Annotated in this window: 19 protein-coding genes; 11 read left to right on the forward strand and 8 right to left on the reverse strand. The window is 68.7% G+C overall.

Annotated features, from left to right (window positions below):
• Positions 1–50: 50 nt before the first annotated feature.
• Positions 51–1466: an MFS transporter gene (locus BC358_RS15325; RefSeq protein ID WP_143434322.1), complete on the forward strand. Its 1416-nt coding sequence runs from the start codon at positions 51–53 to the stop codon at positions 1464–1466.
• On the opposite strand, the gene BC358_RS15330 is transcribed toward BC358_RS15325, so the two are convergent.
• A complete protein-coding gene (locus BC358_RS15330) occupies positions 1432–2979 on the reverse strand; it encodes a class I adenylate-forming enzyme family protein (protein WP_079366494.1) in 1548 nt (515 codons plus the stop codon). The genes BC358_RS15325 and BC358_RS15330 overlap by 35 nt on opposite strands.
• An 80-nt stretch (positions 2980–3059) precedes the next feature.
• Between BC358_RS15330 and BC358_RS15335 the strand changes: the two genes are divergently transcribed.
• Positions 3060–3791 (forward strand): response regulator transcription factor, encoded by a 732-nt coding sequence (locus BC358_RS15335; protein WP_066159968.1) that lies wholly within the window; start codon positions 3060–3062, stop codon positions 3789–3791.
• Positions 3792–5045 carry an ATP-binding protein gene (locus tag BC358_RS15340; protein WP_079366495.1) on the forward strand — a complete coding sequence of 418 codons (1254 nt, stop codon included), beginning with the start codon at positions 3792–3794 and terminating at the stop codon, positions 5043–5045.
• A gap of 312 nt (positions 5046–5357) precedes the next feature.
• Here the strand turns inward: BC358_RS15340 and BC358_RS15345 are convergent, their stop codons facing one another.
• The 5 genes from BC358_RS15345 to radA form a co-directional block, all read right to left on the reverse strand.
• Positions 5358–6188, reverse strand: a complete 831-nt coding sequence (locus BC358_RS15345) for a glycosyltransferase (RefSeq protein ID WP_079366496.1) — start codon at positions 6186–6188, stop codon at positions 5358–5360.
• Positions 6189–6190: 2 nt separating this feature from the next.
• A complete protein-coding gene (locus BC358_RS15350; RefSeq protein WP_079366497.1) occupies positions 6191–6400 on the reverse strand; it encodes a zinc-finger domain-containing protein in 210 nt (69 codons plus the stop codon).
• Positions 6401–6410: 10 nt separating this feature from the next.
• Positions 6411–7352 (reverse strand): branched-chain amino acid transaminase, encoded by a 942-nt coding sequence (locus BC358_RS15355; protein WP_079366498.1) that lies wholly within the window; start codon positions 7350–7352, stop codon positions 6411–6413.
• A gap of 95 nt (positions 7353–7447) precedes the next feature.
• Entirely contained in the window at positions 7448–7846 is a 399-nt protein-coding gene (locus tag BC358_RS15360; RefSeq protein ID WP_079366573.1) for a glycerate kinase, read from the reverse strand.
• A gap of 60 nt (positions 7847–7906) precedes the next feature.
• Positions 7907–9283, reverse strand: a complete 1377-nt coding sequence (gene radA / locus BC358_RS15365) for a DNA repair protein RadA (RefSeq protein WP_079366499.1) — start codon at positions 9281–9283, stop codon at positions 7907–7909.
• A gap of 67 nt (positions 9284–9350) precedes the next feature.
• Here radA and BC358_RS15370 point away from each other — a divergent pair, with 67 nt between their 5' ends.
• Positions 9351–10499 (forward strand): hypothetical protein, encoded by a 1149-nt coding sequence (locus BC358_RS15370; protein WP_079366500.1) that lies wholly within the window; start codon positions 9351–9353, stop codon positions 10497–10499.
• On the opposite strand, the gene BC358_RS15375 is transcribed toward BC358_RS15370, so the two are convergent.
• Positions 10490–10795, reverse strand: coding sequence for an antibiotic biosynthesis monooxygenase (locus BC358_RS15375; RefSeq protein WP_079366501.1), 306 nt, complete (start codon positions 10793–10795; stop codon positions 10490–10492). The two genes, BC358_RS15370 and BC358_RS15375, sit on opposite strands and share 10 nt — an antisense overlap.
• Before the next feature lie 2 nt (positions 10796–10797).
• Positions 10798–11838 carry a nitronate monooxygenase family protein gene (locus BC358_RS15380; RefSeq protein ID WP_079366502.1) on the reverse strand — a complete coding sequence of 347 codons (1041 nt, stop codon included), beginning with the start codon at positions 11836–11838 and terminating at the stop codon, positions 10798–10800.
• Between the two features lie 96 nt (positions 11839–11934).
• Between BC358_RS15380 and hpaR the strand changes: the two genes are divergently transcribed.
• From hpaR to hpaH, 7 genes are all read left to right on the forward strand, one after another.
• The gene (gene hpaR / locus BC358_RS15385) at positions 11935–12423 is read left to right on the forward strand and encodes a homoprotocatechuate degradation operon regulator HpaR (RefSeq protein ID WP_079366503.1); all 489 of its coding nucleotides are present in this window, start codon (positions 11935–11937) and stop codon (positions 12421–12423) included.
• Positions 12424–12427: 4 nt separating this feature from the next.
• Complete coding sequence (locus tag BC358_RS15390) at positions 12428–13072, forward strand: fumarylacetoacetate hydrolase family protein (protein ID WP_079366504.1); 645 nt, start codon at positions 12428–12430, stop codon at positions 13070–13072.
• Positions 13069–13854 carry a fumarylacetoacetate hydrolase family protein gene (locus BC358_RS15395; protein WP_079366505.1) on the forward strand — a complete coding sequence of 262 codons (786 nt, stop codon included), beginning with the start codon at positions 13069–13071 and terminating at the stop codon, positions 13852–13854. Before BC358_RS15390 ends, BC358_RS15395 begins: the two co-directional genes overlap by 4 nt.
• A complete protein-coding gene (hpaE, locus tag BC358_RS15400; RefSeq protein ID WP_079366506.1) occupies positions 13851–15326 on the forward strand; it encodes a 5-carboxymethyl-2-hydroxymuconate semialdehyde dehydrogenase in 1476 nt (491 codons plus the stop codon). The genes BC358_RS15395 and hpaE overlap by 4 nt, the downstream gene beginning before the upstream one ends.
• 342 nt (positions 15327–15668) lie before the next feature.
• The gene (hpaD, locus tag BC358_RS15405) at positions 15669–16595 is read left to right on the forward strand and encodes a 3,4-dihydroxyphenylacetate 2,3-dioxygenase (protein ID WP_079366507.1); all 927 of its coding nucleotides are present in this window, start codon (positions 15669–15671) and stop codon (positions 16593–16595) included.
• A gap of 13 nt (positions 16596–16608) precedes the next feature.
• On the forward strand, positions 16609–17055 hold the full coding sequence (locus tag BC358_RS15410) for a 5-carboxymethyl-2-hydroxymuconate Delta-isomerase (RefSeq protein ID WP_079366508.1): 447 nt from the start codon (positions 16609–16611) through the stop codon (positions 17053–17055).
• Positions 17056–17058: 3 nt separating this feature from the next.
• Positions 17059–17886 (forward strand): 2-oxo-hept-4-ene-1,7-dioate hydratase, encoded by an 828-nt coding sequence (gene hpaH, locus BC358_RS15415; RefSeq protein WP_079366509.1) that lies wholly within the window; start codon positions 17059–17061, stop codon positions 17884–17886.
• Positions 17887–17898 lie beyond the last annotated feature (12 nt).

The raw sequence follows: 17898 nt of genomic DNA on the forward strand, positions 1-17898 counted from the left end.
CCCCGTCGCCTGCCACGGGTCCGCCGCTTGGCCTCGCGCCCACCCTGTTCATGAACCAGCCATCCGTCACGCCAGCGTCGCCCGACACCCACGCCACCACCCCCCGCCCCAGCTGGGGAGACACCCTCAAGGCCTATCTGGAACCGGCCAGCCTGCGCATGTTCGCGCTCGGGTTTTCGGCTGGTCTGCCGCTGCTGCTGGTGCTGGGCACGCTGAGCTTCCGCCTGCGCGAGGCGGGGCTGGACCGCACCACCATCGGTTACCTGAGCTGGGTCGGACTTGCATACGGTTTCAAATGGGTCTGGTCGCCGCTGGTCGACCGGCTGCCGATCCCGCTGCTGACCCGCGCCATGGGCCGCCGCCGCAGCTGGCTGCTGTTGTCGCAACTCGCGATCATGGTGGCGCTGACGGGCATGGCGTTCGCTGATCCGCGCGCCCACCTGGACACGGTGGTCTGGTGCGCGCTCGCGGTGGCCTTCGCCTCGGCCACGCAGGACATCGCACTGGACGCCTACCGCATCGAGTCGGCCGACGCCGCCCACCAGGGCGCGCTGGCAGCGACCTACCAGACCGGCTACCGGCTGGCCATGATCTGGGCCGGTGCCGGCGTGCTCTGGCTGGCGGCGCGGGCCGAGGTGGCGCCTGCGGCGGCTGCGGTGGCGGGGGCTGTCGAAGCCGCCAAACCGGCGCCCGGCGCGCTCTACCAGAACGCCGCCTGGACCACTGCCTACCTCGTCATGGCGGCGAGCATGCTGGTGGGGGTGGTCACGGTGCTGTTCTCGCGCGAGCCGGCGCAGGTCGCGTTGCCGCCCAGCCGCAACGCGGCCGAGTGGTTCCGCGGCGCCTTTGTCGAGCCGTTCGCCGATTTCCTGAAGCGCTACGGCACGCACGCGCTGCTGATCCTGGCGCTGATCGGCGTCTACCGCATCAGCGACGTGGTGATGGGCATCATGGCCAACCCGTTCTATGTGGACATGGGCTACACCAAGGACGAGGTGGCGGCGGTCACCAAGGTCTACGGCGTGATCATGACCCTGGTGGGCGCCTTTGTCGGCGGTGCGCTCTCGCTGCGGCTGGGCGTGATGCGGGTGCTGATGCTCGGCGCCATTCTCTCGGCCGCCAGCAACCTGCTGTTCGCCTGGCTGGCTGGCCATGGCCACGACGTGACCGCGCTGATCGCCGTGGTCTCGGCCGACAACCTGAGCGCTGGTGTGGCGTCGGCGGCCTTCATCGCCTACCTGTCGAGCCTGACCAACGTCAGCTACTCGGCCACGCAGTACGCGCTGTTCAGTTCCATGATGCTGCTCGCGCCCAAGTGGCTGGCGGGCTACTCCGGTGCCTTCGTCGACGCCTACGACTACCCGACCTTCTTCACCGCCACCGCGCTGCTCGGCCTTCCGGTGCTGGTGCTGATCTGGCTGGCCACACGCGTCAGTTCGCCGGCGGCGTCTCCAGCAACGCCTTGAGCGCGGCCTTCTGGACCTTGCCCAGCGCGGTGCGCGGCAGGGCCTCCAGCCGCACCCAGCGGCGCGGCCACTTGTAGCGCGCCAGCCGGCCGTCGATGAAGGCGCGCAGCGGTGCGTCCCAGCCCTCCGCAGCGGCCGATGCGTCGCGCAGCACCACCACCGCCACCGCGACCTCCCCCCAGCGCGCGTCGGCCTGCCCGACCACGCTGCATTCGGCCACCGCCGGGTGGGTGGCGATCAGGTTTTCGATCTCGGCTGGGTAGATGTTCTCGCCGCCCGAAATGATCATGTCCTTGGCGCGGCCAACCACCGTGAAGCTGCCGTCCGCGGCCTGCTGCGCCAGGTCGCCGCTGTGGAAGAACCCGTCGGCGTCGAGGGCGGGCCGGTCGGGCCAGTAGGTCGCGACCACGTTGGGCGCGCGCACCGCGATCTCGCCGACCTGTCCAGCGGGCGCGGGCCGGCCGTCGAAGCCCAGCAGCCGGATGTCCACGCCCGGCGCCGGCCAGCCGCAGGAGCCGAGGTGGGTGGCGGCGTGCTCCGGTGGCAGGGCGATGGAGAACGGGCCGGTCTCGGTGCTGCCGTAGACATTGCTCACCGGCACGCCGCGCGCCATGAAGGCCTTGAGCGGCTCGGGTGGCAGCACCGAAGACCCGGCCCAGACCGTGCGCAGGCATGAGAGTTCGGTGGCGGTCCAGCCGGGGTGGGCGGTCAGCGCCTGCAGGGTGGCGGGCACCTGCAGCGTCAGGCTGGGTCGTTCCTCGGCAATGGCACGCAGCGTGGCCGTGGGGTCGAAGCGGCTGTGCAGCAGCACGGTGGCGCCGACCGAGAGCGCTGGCAGGGTCTGGATGCACAGGCCGCCCACGTGGAACAGCGGCAGCACGGTCAGCACCGTGTCCTCCGCCGTGAGGCCCTGCACCTGCGCGGCGATGGCCATGTTCGCCAGCAGGTTGCCCTGGGTGTGCACGGCGGCCTTGGGCGTGCCGGTAGTGCCCGAGGTATAGACCAGCAGCGCCGGGCGGTCCAGCGCCTCGGTCGGGGCTTCCGGCAGCAGGGTCGACGGCGCGCACGCTAGCAGGTGGTCGAGCGTCAGGTCGACCGGGCGACCGGGGCCGTCGCAGAGCACGCCCGCCGCCTCGTTGAACGAGGTGTCGTGCACCAGCAGCTTGGGCGTGCAGTCGTCCAGCACCGCGCTCCACTCGGCCACGGCCAGCCGCGTGTTCAGCGGCACCAGCACCGCTTCCAGGCGCCCGAGCGCGAACAGCGCGGCGATCAGTGCCGGGTGGTTCAAGCCCAGCCAGGCCACGCGGTCGCCCGGTCGCACACCCAGCACCATGAAGCAGCGGGCCAGCGTGTCGGCGACCGCGTTGAGCCGGGCGAAGCTCCAGTCGCTGCGGGTGTCCGTCGCGGTGTCGAGCCAGCGGATGGCCGGGGCGTCGGGCTGGGTCTGCACCAGACCGTGCAGCAGACCAGGCAGCGAGCGGGCGGGCAGGGCAGGGGCGTCGGGCGTGAACATGGCGGCAACTTTACGTGAGCGAGACAAACGGTTCACGCGCATGGGAGACCATGCATGGTCCAGGTCTATAAACTGCCTGCATGAACGCCCCGACCCCCACCCGCCTCCTGATGATCGAAGACGATGCGCGCCTGGCGCAGATGGTCACCGAGTACCTGGCCCAGTCCGGCTACGAGGTCACCCACGCTCCCGACGGCGAAAAGGGTCTGGAACAGCTGCCGCTGCTGCAGCCCGAGCTGGTGATCCTGGACCTGATGATGCCGGGCATCGACGGCCTGGAGGTCTGCCGCCGCATCCGGGCCCTGCCCAATGGCAACGCCCGCGTCCCGGTGCTGATGCTGACGGCCAAGGGCGACCCGATGGACCGCATCATCGGCCTCGAACTCGGCGCCGACGACTACCTCCCCAAGCCCTTCGAGCCGCGCGAACTGCTGGCGCGCATCCGCGCCGTGCTGCGACGCCGCGGTGAGGCGACCGCCGCCGCGGCCACGACGCGCGCCACGCCGGTGCTGTGCTTCGGCTCGCTGGAGATCGACCGCGACGCGCGCACGGTGCAGGTGGCGGGCAAGGCCTGCGAGCTGACCTCCTACCAGTTCGATCTGCTGGTGGCGCTGGCCGAACGCGCCGGCCGCGTGCTCACGCGCGACCAGATCATGGAGGCGGTGCGCGGACGCGAGCTTGAGGCCTTCGACCGCAGCATCGACGTGCACATCGGCCGCATCCGCAACGCCATCGAGGCCGACAGCAAGGAGCCCAAGCGCATCCTCACGGTGCGCGGGGTGGGGTATGTCTTTGCCAAGCAGCAGGACTGAATGAAAAGCCTGCTCGGTCAGAAGCTGTACCTGCGCATCTGGCTGGCCATCGTGGCCGCCGTCGCGGTGCTGACCCTGGTTGTCGGCTGGCTCTGGCAGATGGCGCTGGACCGCGACCGCGAGGAGCGCGATGCGCGGATCGCGCGCGAGATCGTGCTGCGCAACGGCGCCGGCGAGGTGCTCGGTGCGGCGCCGGCCCAGGCGGTGCGGGTGCCTGGCCAGGGGCTGGAATTCCAGGTGCAGATGAAGGACGGCCAGACGCTGTACATCCAGCTGCCGCGCCCGAACCGGCAGCCCGGCAGCCCCGCGCCGGGGCGGCGCAGCCTGTTCGGCCTGCAGTCGCCGATTGGCTTTGCCTGGCTGCTGGGCCTGGTTGGGCTGGCGGTAGCGCTGGGCGCCTACCCGATCGTGCGGCGCCTGACCCAGCGGCTGGAACGGCTGCAGCGCGGCGTTGAGCGCTGGGGGCAGGGCGACCTCAGCGCCCGCCTGCCGGTCAGCGGGCAGGACGAGGTGGCCTTCCTCGCCGAGCGCTTCAACGCGGCGGCCGAGCGTGTGCAGACCCTGATGCTCTCGCACAAGACCCTGCTGGCCAATGCCTCGCACGAGCTGCGTTCTCCGCTGGCCCGCATCCGCATCGGCCTGGAGTTGCTGGGCAACGACCCGGCGCGGGCACCGCAGCGGGCCGAAATCGCGCGCAACATCGACGAGCTGGACCAGCTGATCGACGAGATCCTGATGGCCAGCCGGCTGGACCTGCGTGATGCCAACGAGGCCTCGGCGCTGGGCCCGACCGAGGAGGTCGACCTGGTGGGGCTGGCGGCCGAGGAGTGCGCGCGCACCGGCGCCGACCTGGACGTGGCCGAAGGCATTTCGCCGGTGCTGGTGCAGGGGTACCCCAAGCTGCTGCGCCGACTGCTGCGCAACCTGCTGGAGAACGCACGGCGCTACGGCCACCGGCCGGAAGCGGGGGGCTCCGCCGAACCGGCCCGTCTGGGCATCGACCGGATCACGGTGCCTGGTGGCCAGACCCTGGTGCGGGTGAGCGTCGAGGACCATGGGCCGGGCGTTCCGCCCGAACTGCGGGAGCGCATCTTCGAGCCGTTCTACCGGTTGCCGGGCGCCAGCGAGAGCGTGGGCGGGGTGGGTCTGGGGTTGTCGCTGGTGCGGTCGATCGCCCTGCGGCACCTGGGCGGCGTGCGCTGCGAAGACCGCCCCGGGGGCGGTGCACGCTTTGTCGTCGAATTGCCTCTGTAACTGGGTGTAAATATTGTTGGCTGCCCAGGTGTGCGGTTTGTCACGGTATTGTGGGCTCGGCAGCATTTGGTGCTGATTTGCCGCCCAAGTTTTGAGCGAATTGCAACAAAGGTCCACAGTTCTCCCCCAAACAGGGGATGGTCGGAAGGTGTGCCGCAACGCACAATTAACGGGTTGCTGTCACAACAAAGCGAGTGACGGCTCAATTCCAAACCCAAAACGTCGCTCGCACCGGTCTCCCAACGACGTCCTTCCAAGGACTTTCAAAGCCACCGCAAGGTGGCTTTTTTTTGGTCGGTGCGCGGGGCATCGTCAGAGCTCGACGATGCCGTGGGTCGTGGTGGTCTTGCCTTGCCGCAGCGCCTGGCGCGCCGCCTGTTTGTTGCGCACGCGTTCGTCCGGGTGGGCATAGTCGCGCCGGTGTTCCAGGTGCAGCACGGGTGCCGTGTACCGCAGGTGGACCCCCCGGATGCCCGCGTTGTTGAGGCGGAAACCCAGTTCAATGTCCTCGGCGCCGTAGCCGAAGTTCTCGTCGAATCCGTTCACCCGGATCAGGTTGATGCGCGCGGTGGAACTGTTGCCGCCGTTCCAGGTGCGGCGCACGGTGGTCAGGCGCTCAGCCAGGAGGGAGGCCCAGGGCGGGTAGAGGCCCGCCTTGAGCCGGGCGCTGGTGCTGCGCAGGGCGTCGTGTGAGGCGAGCCAGGACGGCGTGAAGACCTCGCCCGAGTCGACCCCTGGTGCCTGCACCGCCTCGCTGGCGGCCAGGGTGAGCCGGATCACCCCGCCGGTGCAGAAGCGCCGGGGTCGCGCCAGCGCGAGGTGGCGCGCCACGAAGTGCTCGGACGGCAGGCAGTCGCCATCGAGGAAGACCAAATAGTCGGCGGTCGAACTGGCGATGGCTTTGTTGAGGATGCGGTTCTTGCGAAAGCCGCGGTCTGCCTGCCAGATGTGGCGCAACCGGGGACCCAGGCGTTGCTGCCACGCCGCGATGAGTTCGGCGGTCTGCGGCCCCGAACCGTCGTCGGCGATGCAGATCCGGAAGTCCGGCTGGCTCTGCCGCAGCAGCGCGTGCAGCACCAGGTCCAGCGCACGGGGGTGGTTGTAGGTCGAGACCACCACCTCGACGCTGCCCACCGTCCCCATGTTCAATGTCCGTGCGCCACCGCTTCGCCGGCCTTGAGGGCGTACACCGTGCCGCAATAGGGGCAGCGGGCTTCACCGGTCTTGGCCACGTCCAGGTACACCCTGGGGTGGCTGTTCCAGAGCTTCATGTCGGCCTTGGGGTTGGGACAGAACACGCCGCCCTGCGGGTTCAGGTCCTTGGCGGCCAGTTCGATCTTGGACGAAGTGCTCATGGGATGTTCCTCAGACCTTGGTGAGCCAGTGCGCGTACTTGGGATTGCGGCCACCCACGATGTCGAAGAAGGCCGACTGGATCTTTTCGGTAACCGGGCCGCGGCTGCCTTCGCCCAGGGTGATGCGGTCGAGCTCGCGGATGGGCGTCACCTCGGCGGCGGTGCCGGTGAAGAAGGCCTCGTCGGCGATGTAGACCTCGTCGCGCGTGATGCGCTTCTGCACGATCTCCAGACCCAGGTCCTTGGCGATGTGGAAGATGGTGTTGCGCGTGATGCCGTTGAGCGCTCCGGCCGACAGGTCGGGCGTGTAGATCACGCCGTTCTTGACCACGAAGATGTTCTCGCCCGCGCCTTCGGACACGAAGCCCGAGCTGTCCAGCAGCAGGGCCTCGTCGTAGCCCTCATCGGTCACTTCCATGTTGGCCAGGATGGAGTTGGTGTAGTTGCTCACCGCCTTGGCCTGCGTCATGGTGATGTTGACGTGGTGGCGGGTGTAGCTGCTGGTCTTGACGCGGATGCCGCGCTTCATGCCCTCTTCACCCAGGTAGGCGCCCCAGGCCCAGGCCGCCACCATCAGGTGAATGGTGTTGCCCTTCGGAGAAACGCCCAGTTTCTTGTCGCCGATCCAGGTCAGCGGGCGCAGGTAGCAGCTCTCCAGCTGGTTCTCGCGCACCACGGCCTTCTGGGCCTCGTTCACCTGTTCCTTGGTGAAGGGGATGGCCATGCGCAGGATCTTGGCGCTGTTGAACAGGCGGTCGGTGTGTTCTTCCAGTCGGAAGATGGCGGTGCTGCCGTCGGCCGTCTTGTAGGCGCGCACGCCCTCGAAGGCGCCGCAACCGTAGTGCAGCGTGTGGGTCAGCACGTGGACCTTGGCGTCGCGCCAGTCCACCATCTGGCCGTCCATCCAGATCTTGCCGTCGCGGTCGGACATCGAGGGAATCACGGGGCTCATGAGGGGTCCTTTGAAAATGGGGTGTCTCAAGTGCGGTCTTGCGCCGCAGAAACACGCATTTTAGGTGCCCGCCCCGGGCGCCGAACCGCCTGTTTTCAGGCCTCGGCTGGCGGACGCTGCAGTTCCCAGGCGGTCACGCGACCACCCTGCAGGGTGACGGTGACGGTGGAGCCGCCGTTGTCGGTCCAGCGGTAGCGCTCGGGCTGTTCGCCCTCGGCACTGAGGCGCTCTCCCAGCGAACGGGTCATGGCGATCACGTGCATCAGGTTCACACCCGGCTTGAGCTTGGCGTTGAGCATGACCGCACTGGCGACCCAGCCGATGGGCCGGTGGGCGGCGCGCTTCATCACCGTCATCATCCGAGTCCAGTGCAGCAGCAGCCACATCACCAGGCCCCCGCCGACGGCGGCCACGCCCGCCCAGCCGTACTGGCGCCCGGCGAAGACGAGCAGACCGATGACGAGCAGGGGGACGGCGATGCGCTGGAAGTTCATGGCGAGATTGTCGGGGCAGCGGTGCATGAGGCCACTGCGGAATCTGCGTAGATCACCCCGTCAGGCCAGGCTGCGTGCGAGCTCCATGGCCTCTTCGATGCGGTCCACGCCGTGGATGGTCAGACCTTCAAAGGCCTTGTCGTTCTTCTTCGGTGCATTCGCCTTGGGCACGACCGCGACGGAGAAGCCCAGCTTGGCCGCTTCCTTCAGGCGCTCCTGGCCGCGTGGCGCGGGGCGCACCTCGCCGGCCAGGCCGACCTCGCCGAAGGCGATGAAGCCTTTGGGCAGGGCGCGGCCGCGCAGGCTGCTGGTGATGGCCAGCATGACGGCCAGGTCGGCCGCCGGCTCGCTGATGCGCACGCCGCCCACCGCGTTGACGAACACGTCCTGGTCCATGCAGGCCACGCCCGCGTGGCGGTGCAGCACGGCCAGCAGCATGGCCAGGCGGTCGCGGTCCAGGCCGACCGACAGGCGCCGCGGCGAGGGGCCGCCGCTGTCCACCAGCGCCTGGATCTCCACCAGCATGGGCCGCGTGCCTTCCAGCGTCACCATCACACAGCTGCCGGGCACGGGTTCCGAATGTTGCGAGAGAAAGATCGCGCTCGGGTTGCTCACGCCTTTGAGGCCCTTTTCCGTCATCGCGAACACGCCGATCTCGTTCACCGCACCGAAGCGGTTCTTGATCGCGCGGATCAGTCGGAAGCTCGAGTGTGTGTCGCCCTCGAAATACAGCACCGTGTCGACCATGTGTTCCAGTACGCGCGGGCCGGCCAGCGCGCCTTCCTTGGTCACGTGGCCCACCAGCACGATGGCCGTGCCCGAGGCCTTGGCCGCGCGGGTGAGGTGGGCGGCGCATTCGCGCACCTGCGCCACCGAACCCGGCGCGCTGGTGAGCTGTTCGGAATACACGGTCTGGATCGAATCGATCACCGCGATGGCGGGATGGTGCGCAGACAGTGTGGCCAGGATCTTCTCCAGCTGGATCTCGGCCAGCACCTGGACCTGCGAACCGTCCAGCCCGAGCCGGCGCGAGCGCAGCGCGACCTGGGCGCCCGACTCTTCGCCGGTGACGTAGAGCGTCTTCTGGCCGGCGCGCTGCAGCGCGTCCAGCGCCTGCAACAACAGCGTCGACTTGCCGATGCCCGGGTCGCCGCCGATCAGCACCACGCCGCCTTCGACCACGCCACCGCCCAGTACGCGGTCCAGCTCGTCGTGGCCGGTGGGTGTGCGCTGCACGTCGGTGGCCTCGATGTCGGCCAGGGTGGTCACCTCGGCCGTCTTGGCCAGGGCGGCGAAGCGGTTCCTGGTGGGGGCGCCGGATTCGGCGACCGACTCGATCAGCGTGTTCCAGGCGTTGCAGTGCGGGCATTTGCCCAGCCAGCGCGGGCTGGTGCCACCGCATTCGTTGCAGGTGTAGATCGTCTTTTCTTTGGCCATGTGGCCGGCAATATAGTCGACACTCCGACGGGCCGGTCCATGCCCGGTCCCTCCGCACCTCACCGCCGTGTCCTCTGCCCGCTCCGCGACTTCGAACCGCATCGTCCCCGCCGCCGCCCTGCAGGCCCTGGCCCCTGGCGAGCAGCCGCTGTCGGCCGCGGCCCGTGCCTTCAACCTGCAGCTGACCCGCGTCGACAAGCTGCGCGCGCAGCTGGACGAGCTGGACGCCCTGGGTCGTGCGCACCGGGCCGAGCGGCACCGCTGGCTCACGCCCCTGCAGCAGCAGCGGCGTCGGCAGATGCGTGCGCTCGCCCTGGCGCTGGAGGGGCATCTGCAGGGCAAGGCGCTCAGCCGCCTGCAGCAGGAGACGGCGACCGAGGCGCTGTGCGCACTGGCACAGGCGCTGGCCGAGGAGGGCGAGGCGGACATGGTCGCGCTGCACGACCGGCACAGCCGCCAGACCCTGGCGCAGAAGAAACAGGCCGCAGCCGACGCGATGCGCGCCCGTCTGGAGGCCGCGCTGGGTGAGCCGCTGGGCCGCGGGGATGAAGACCTCTCGATGGACGAGCTGGTGCGCGCCGGCATGGCGCGGCTGCGGGCGGCACGCGACGAAGAACAGGCGCGCCGCCAGGCCAAGGCGCAGGCGCGCAAGGCCCGGCAGAAGGCGGGCAGCCGGCCCGCCGAAGCAGAGGCGCAAGCGGCCGACGCCGACACCCAGCTGCGCACCCTGTTCCGCCAGCTGGCCAGCGCCCTGCACCCCGACCGCGAGCCCGACGAAACCGAACGGGTGCGCAAGACCGCGCTGATGAGCGAGGCCAACACCTCCTACGCGCGCAAGGACCTGGTGACGCTGATGCAGATCCAGCTGCGCGCCGAGCTGGCCGACCCGGCCGCCGTCTCCCGCCTGGCGGACGACCGGCTGGCCGCGCTGACGCTGTTGCTCAAGCAGCAGGTGGCCGGGCTGGAGCGCGAACGCGCAGCGCGGCAGGGGCAGCTGGCGACCGAGTTCGAGCTGCCGCCCGGCCAGGTGGCCAACCCGAACACGCTCAGGCAGGCGCTGCTGTCGCAGGTGGCGGGGCTGGAAGCACTGGTGGCGCAGCTGGAGCAGGATCTGGCCGCGGCACAGCACGTGGCGGCGCTCAAGCGCTGGCTCAATCGCCAGCGCGAAGCGCCGCGCCCGGTGCGGGCGGACCGCGACCCGGACGACTACTTCTGAGTTTGTGCGGGGTGGCTGTAGCGCCGTGTGACCTCGGCCACCTCGACCGAGTAGCTGGCGTACCAGCGCTCGCGGCCCAGCTTCTGCGCCATCAGGTGGTCGGTGTGCTGCTTCCAGGCGCGGATGCTGGCCTCGTCGGGCCAGTAGGACAGGGCGATCTCCTGGTCGCCCTCGGTGACGGCGGTGAAGTCCAGGCAGCCGAACTGCGTCAGCGCGAGCTGGCGCATCTGCGCGGCCATGGCGCTGTACTCGGCGTCCAGGTCGCGGGCCTTGGCGCGGAAGATCACGACGAACATGTTCAGAAGCCTTTCAGCAGATCGCGGGTGATCTCGGCCGCCGACGCGCTGCGGCAACCGCTGGCGTTCTGGCCGCTCCACAGGGGGGAGAAGTCGCCGCTGCCCTGCTTTTCAAAATGCGCGCGCAGCGGCGCGATGGCGGCGGTGGCAGTGGGAAAGGCGGGCGCCGCCGGGCTGAGTGGCCCCAGCTCGCGCATCACCCGGTTGACGATGCCGCGCGCCGGCCGGCCGCTGAACAGCGTGGTCAATGCCGTGTGGCGCGCCGTTTCGCTCTGCAGTGCGGCGCGGTGGATGGGGGAGGTCAGGGCCTCGTCGCTGCACAGGTAGGCCGTGCCCACCTGCACGCCGGCCGCACCCAGCGCCAGCGCGGCGCGCACCCCGGCTGCATCGGCGATGCCACCCGCTGCGATCACCGGCACCTGCACGGTGGCCACGATCTGCGGCAGCAGGGCGAAGGTGCCGACCTGGGTTGTGAGGTCGTTGGTCAGGAACATGCCTCTATGGCCGCCCGCCTCAGAACCCTGCGCGATCACGGCATCGACGCCTTGGGCTTCGAGCCACAGCGCCTCGTCCACCGTCGTCGCCGACGACAGCACCACGCTGCCCCAGCCCTTCACGCGCGCCAGCAGGTCGGACGCTGGCAGGCCGAAGTGAAAGCTCACGATGGGCGGCCGGAACGGCTCGACGAGGTCGGCCACCGCGTGGCTGAAGGGCACGCGCCCCGCGCCGGCCGGCACGGCGGCGATGTCCAGCCCGGCCTCGGCGTAGAACGGTGCCAGCGCCTCGCGCCAGCGGGCCTCGCGCGCCGTGTCGGGTGCGGGCGGCGTGTGGCAGAAGAAGTTGACGTTCCAGGGCCGGGAGGTGCCTTGCGAGAGGGTGGTCAGCTCTTGCACCAGCGCCTCGGGCGTGAGCAGGGCGGCGGGCAGGGCGCCGATGCCGCCGGCCTGGCAGACCGCCAGCGCCAGGGCCGAACCCTGCGAACCGGCCATGGGCGCCTGCAGCAGCAGGCGATCGACGTTCAGGCGTTGGGCGAGCGAGTTCATGCCGCGATTGTCGGTCGGTCCCCGGGGGTGAGGGTTAACCCCTGTTTCGAGAAGGTCGGAAAAACATTTAACATATTAAATAAATCGCACAAACCCATGGCCACCGACGACAGCACCCTTTCTTTTGTCCACCGCAACCTCCCGCGCCTGCTGCTGGAGGCGCGCGAGGCGGTCATGCAGCACACCCGCCCGAGCCTGCGCGAGCACGGCCTGTCGGACCAGCAGTGGCGCGTGCTGCGCGTGCTGGGCGAACACGCGCGCGACCCGGCCGGCGTGGAGACCGGCCGCGTGGCGCGCGAGGCGCTGCTGCTCGGCCCCAGCCTGACGGGTGTGCTCAACCGCATGGAGCGCGACGGCCTGATCGCCCGCAACCGCTGTCCGCAGGACGCGCGCCGCACCGTGGTGCGCGCCACGCCTGCGGGCCTGAAGCTGGTGCGCAAGCTGTCGTTGACCATCGAGTCGCACTACCAGTGGATGGAAGCGCAGCTCGGCCCGCAGCGTCTGGCACAGCTCTACGACCTGCTGGACGACGTGATCGCGCTGGAGGCGCCGGGCGGCGTCGAGGTCGACGACATCGAGGAGTGACCCCATGAACCCCAACCCCTACCTGCCCGGCGGCACCGTCTACGGCACGCTGCTGAACTTCCGGCGCGAACACGCGCTGTGGGCGCCGCGCATGCACGAGGCGCCGTACCAGGCGCCGCCGAACGCACCGGTGCTCTACATCAAGACCGCCAACACCTTCACCCGCAGCGGCCAGGCCATCGCCCTGCCCAAGGGCGTGAGCGAGGTCGAGGTCGCGGCCAGCCTGGGGCTGGTGGCGGGCGAGGGCGGCCGCGTGGCCGGCGCCGTGCTGTTCAACGACGTGGCGATTCCGCACGAGAGCTACTACCGCCCGCCGGTGAAGTTCCGTTGCGTGGACGGTTTTCTCGGCGTCGGCGATGCACTGCGGTCTGTGGCCTCGCTGGCCGAACTCTCGTCGCTGGTGCTGGAGCTGCGCGTGGACGGTGTGATGCGCCAGCGCACGACGCTCGCCGACCTGGTGCGCGACGCGGCCACGCTCTGGGCCGATGTCAATGCCTTCCAGAGCATGCGGCCGGGCGACGTGCTGATGGTCGGCACCGACTGCCTGGACGACGGCACGCGGCCGCGCGCCAAGGCCGGCGACTCGGTCGAGATCACCGCCACCGGCTTCGCGCCGCTGGTCAACCACTTCGTGCAGGAGGCCGTATGAAGCACGCCCGCATCGCCTGGGCCGGCGCGGTCCACGACGCTGTTGAAGTTGACGGCCAGCTTGAACTCCAGACACCCGCCTTCAAAGGTCGCCGCGTCGGCTTCGACGAGGTGGTCTGGCTGCCGCCGCTCGCCCCCATCAACCGCCCGCGCACCGTGCTGGCCCTGGGCCTGAACTACGCCGACCACGCGAAAGAACTGGCCTTCAGGGCGCCCGAAGAACCGCTGGCCTTCGTCAAGGGCGAAGCCTCGCTGACGGGACACAAGGCCTTCACCGTGCGGCCCGACGGCGTGAACTTCATGCACTACGAATGCGAACTCGCGGTGGTCATCGGCCAGCCTGCGAAGCGTGTGAAGAAGGCCGACGCCTTGCACTACGTCGCCGGCTACACGGTCGCCAACGACTACGCGATCCGCGACTACCTGGAGAACTGGTACCGCCCCAACCTCAAGGTCAAGAACCGCGACACCTGCACGCCGCTGGGCCCCTGGCTGGTGGACGCGGCCGATGTGCACGAACAGCTGGGCGGGCCGCAAAACCTCGCGCTGCGCACCACCGTCAACGGCAAGGTCACGCAGCAGGGCCACACGAAGGACATGATCTTCGACGTCGCCACGCTCATCGAGTACTTCAGTGCCTTCATGACCCTGATGCCCGGCGACCTCATCCTCACCGGCACGCCCGACGGCGTCGTCGACTGCCAGCCCGGCGACGTGATCGTCACCGAGATCGACGGTATCGGCGCCCTCACGAACACCATCACTTCCGAAAGCAAGGCATGACGCAACGCATCAACCACCTCATCAACGGCAAGACCGTTGCCGGCACCGACTACTTTGAAACGATCAACCCGGCCACGCAGGGCGTGCTGGCCGAGGTGGCTTCGGGCACCGAGGCCGAAGTGAATGCCGCCGTCCAGGCCGCCAAGGATGCCTTTCCCGCCTGGGCCGGCCTGCCGGCCACCGAGCGCGCGAAGAAGGTGCGCGCCCTGGGCGACCTGATCGCGAAACACGTGCCCGAGATTGCGAACACCGAAACACAGGACACCGGTCAGGTGATCGCGCAGACCGGCAAGCAGCTGATTCCGCGCGCCTCGGACAACTTCTACTACTTCGCCGAGATGTGCACCCGCACCGACGGCCACACCTACCCCACGCCCACGCACCTGAACTACACGCTGTTCCACCCGGTGGGCGTGTGCGCACTGATCTCGCCCTGGAACGTGCCTTTCATGACCGCCACCTGGAAGGTCGCGCCGTGCCTGGCGTTCGGCAACACGGCGGTGCTCAAGATGAGCGAGCTGTCGCCCCTGACCGCAGCGCGCCTGGGCGAGCTGGCCCTGGAAGCCGGCATCCCGGCCGGCGTGCTCAACGTGGTGCACGGCTTCGGCAAGGAAACCGGCGAGCCGCTGTGCGCCCACCCCGACGTGCGCGCGATCAGCTTCACCGGGTCCACCGCCACCGGCAACCGCATCGTGAAGACCGCGGGCCTTAAGAAGTTCAGCATGGAACTGGGCGGCAAGAGTCCTTTCGTGATCTTCGACGACGCAGATCTGGACCGCGCGCTCGATGCGGCCGTTTTCATGATCTTCAGCAACAACGGCGAGCGCTGCACGGCCGGCTCGCGCATCCTGGTGCAGCAGAGCATCTACGCCGACTTCGTGGCGAAGTTCACCGAGCGCGCCAAGCGCATCGTGGTGGGCGACCCGCTGGATGAGAAGACCACCATCGGCCCGATGATCAGCAAGGCGCACCTGGCCAAGGTGCGCAGTTACATTGAGCTGGGTCCGAAGGAGGGCGCGACGATGCTGTGCGGCGGGCTGGACCGTCCTTCGTATGCCGCCGAGCTGCCGTCGCATGTGGCGGGCGGCAACTACGTCTGGCCGACGGTGTTCGCCGACGTGGACAACCGCATGAAGATTGCGCAGGACGAGATCTTCGGCCCCGTGGCCTGCCTGATTCCGTTCAAGGACGAGGCGGACGCGATCCGCATCGCCAACGACATCCAGTACGGGCTGTCGAGCTATGTCTGGACGGAGAACATCGGCAAGGCGCACCGTGTGGCGGCCTCGATCGAGGCGGGCATGTGTTTCGTGAACTCGCAGAACGTGCGGGACCTGCGGCAGCCCTTCGGCGGCACCAAGGCGTCTGGGACCGGTCGCGAGGGCGGGACCTGGAGTTACGAGGTCTTCCTGGAGCCCAAGAACGTCGCGGTGTCCATGGGTTCGCACCACATTCCTCATTGGGGTGTTTGATTTGCTCTCTTCTTCTGTTTCGCTCGACTACCTGGGCGTGATCGGCGATCCCGGGTACCCGGCTCCGCTCATGTCCCCCGAAACGGGCTTTGCCCGTTTCTCCTCCTTTACTTCGCTGCGCCGAGTACCCAGACTCGCCGATCCAAAAACGATGTTGGCGCTCCCTGGTTCGAGCGCCGATGCGCAGCGAGAGAAGGCGAGGTGGGTGGTGTGCCGCAGCGAAGTAAAGGAGGAGGGCTGCGCGCAGCGCAGACCGGGGGACATGAGCGGAGGTACACCACCCACCTCACCTTCCACCACAAACGTCAGACAAGACAACGCACAAAACAGGAGACAAGCCAAATGGGCAAAGTAGCACTGGTCGGCAAGATCACCCACGTCCCCTCGATGTACCTCAGCGAAATCGACGGCCCCCGCAAAGGCACTCGCCAGGACGCCATCGACGGCCACAAGGAAATCGCACGCCGCTGCAAGGAACTGGGCGTAGACACCATCGTCGTCTTCGACACCCACTGGCTCGTCAACGCCACCTACCACCTCAACTGCGCCGAGCATTGGCAGGGCACCTACACCAGCAACGAGCTGCCCCACTTCATCAGCAACATGGGCTACGCCATCCCCGGCAACCCTGCGCTGGGCCAGCTGCTGGCGAAAGTGGCCAACGAACACGGCGTCGAGACCCTGGCCCACCACGCCACCACGCTGCAGCCCGAGTACGGCACCCTCGTGCCCATGCGCTACATGAATGCTGACCAGCACTTCAAGGCCGTCTCGGTCTCGGCGCTGTGCACCTCGCACTACCTCAACGACAGCGCGCGCCTGGGCTGGGCCATGCGCAAGGCGGTCGAAGGCCACTACGACGGCACCGTCGCATTCCTCGCCAGCGGCTCGCTCAGCCACCGCTTCGCGCAGAACGGCCTGGCGCCCGAATTCGCGTTCAAGGTCTGGAGCCCTTTCCTGCAGCACCTGGACGACGAAGTGGTGCGCATGTGGAAGGCCGGCGAGTGGAAGGACTTCTGCGAGATGCTGCCCGAGTACGCCGCCAAAGGCCACGGCGAAGGCTTCATGCACGACACGGCCATGATGCTGGGCGTGCTGGGCTGGAGCGAATACACCGGCCAGGCCGAGATCGTCACGCCGTATTTCGGCGCCAGCGGCACCGGCCAGATCAACGCGCTGTTCCCGGTGCTGCCGGTCAGCGGATCGGCCATCCCGCCGCCCGTGGCCTCGCGCGCCGACGGCTTCTCCACCGTGGCCACGCGCCTGTGAACCGGAGCACCCCATGCCCCACCTCGTCATCCTCTACACCCCCAACCTCGACAAGCCCGCCTCGCAGGGCGGCGTCGACATGAGTGGCCTGTGCCGTGCACTGGCCGACGCCATGCTCGCCGTGCGCGACGAACTGGGCAAACAGGTCTTCCCCACCGGCGGCACGCGTGTGCTGGCCTACCCGGCCGCGCACAGTGCCGTGTCCGATGGCGGCGCGGCCGGCATTTCCGCGGGCCTGGGTGGCGACTACGCCTTCATCTACATGAACCTGCGCATGGCCATGGGCCGCACCCCGGTGGTGCACCAGCGCGTGGGCGAGGCGCTCAACGCGGTGGTCAAGGAGCGCTTTGCCGAACAGCTGGCGAAGCGCCCCATCGGCATCACCGTGCAGGTCGACGAAGGCCACGAGGTCTTCGACGCCAAGAACAGTTCCTTGCACCCGCTTTTCAACAAGCCATAAACCATGTTCGACGACGCCCTCGTTCAGCAGCTCGCCGCCGAGCTGCAACGCGCCCAGCAGACCCGCACGCAGGTCGAGCACTTCTCCAAGCGCCACCCCGGCATGACCATCGAAGACGGCTACCGCATCGGCCGCGCCTGGGTGGATCTGGAGAAGGCCGCCGGCAAAAAGGTCATCGGCCACAAGATCGGCCTGACCAGCCGCGCCATGCAGATCAGCAGCCAGATCGACGAGCCCGACTACGGCACCCTGCTCGACGACATGCTCTATGTGGCCCAGGCCGGCGAGGTGCTGGAGATTCCGGTGAAGAACTTCATCGCGTCGCGCGTCGAGGTCGAACTGGCCTTCGTGCTCAAGGCACCGCTGGCCGGTCCGAACGTGACGGTGGAAGAGGTGCTGGCCGCGACGGACTACATCACGCCCGCCATCGAGATCATCGACGCGCGCATCGAGCAGTTCGACCGCCACACCAAGGTGATGCGCAAGGTCTACGACACCATCAGCGACAACGCGGCCAACGCCGGCATCGTGATTGGCGCGGGCGACCCGGCCTTCCGTGCCGACCCGCACACCACCAACCGCCCCTGGTGCGGCGCCATCCTGCGGCAGAACGGCGCGGTCGAAGAGACGGGCCTGGCCGCCGGCGTGCAGGGCGACCCCGCCATCGGCATCGCCTGGCTGGCCAACAAGCTCGCGCCCTGGGGCGAGACGCTGCAGGCCGGCGAGATCGTGCTCGCCGGCAGCTTCACGCGGCCCGTGGCGGCCAAGGCGGGCGACCTGTTCGAGGCCGACTACGGCCCGCTGGGCTGCCTCAAGTTCAAGTTCATCTGATCGACCAAAGGA

Origin of the sequence: Hydrogenophaga sp. H7 (genome assembly GCF_002025745.1) — a bacterium.
GTDB lineage: Bacteria > Pseudomonadota > Gammaproteobacteria > Burkholderiales > Burkholderiaceae_C > Hydrogenophaga > Hydrogenophaga pseudoflava.